Genomic DNA, 245 nt, shown 5'->3' on the forward strand with positions numbered 1-245 from the left:
TGGCGCGCTGGCCGTAATATTCGACGGCGAGCGGGTTGGGCACCTGCTCGGCAATCGCGCGGTTGCGGGTCAGCGGCGCCATCACCACGCGGTTCGGCAGCGTCAGTGGTCCAAGTTTAAAGGTATCGAACAATGAGCTCATGGGAAGTTCCCGTTGGTTGTCGAGTTGAACTGAACTGTGTATTGCGCCGCAAAAGACAAGGGCATGGCAGCCAGCATCGACGCTTCGCCGGCGGGGCGCGGGA

General features: G+C 61.6%; 1 pseudogene. It reads right to left on the reverse strand.

Going from position 1 to position 245, the window contains the following annotated elements:
• Positions 1 to 142, reverse strand: a pseudogene (locus tag RMT89_RS44880) (alkene reductase); the annotation flags it as partial.
• Positions 143 to 245 lie beyond the last annotated feature (103 nt).

It is taken from the genome of Streptomyces sp. P17, from assembly GCF_032436805.1.
In the GTDB taxonomy this organism is placed as follows: domain Bacteria; phylum Actinomycetota; class Actinomycetes; order Streptomycetales; family Streptomycetaceae; genus Streptomyces.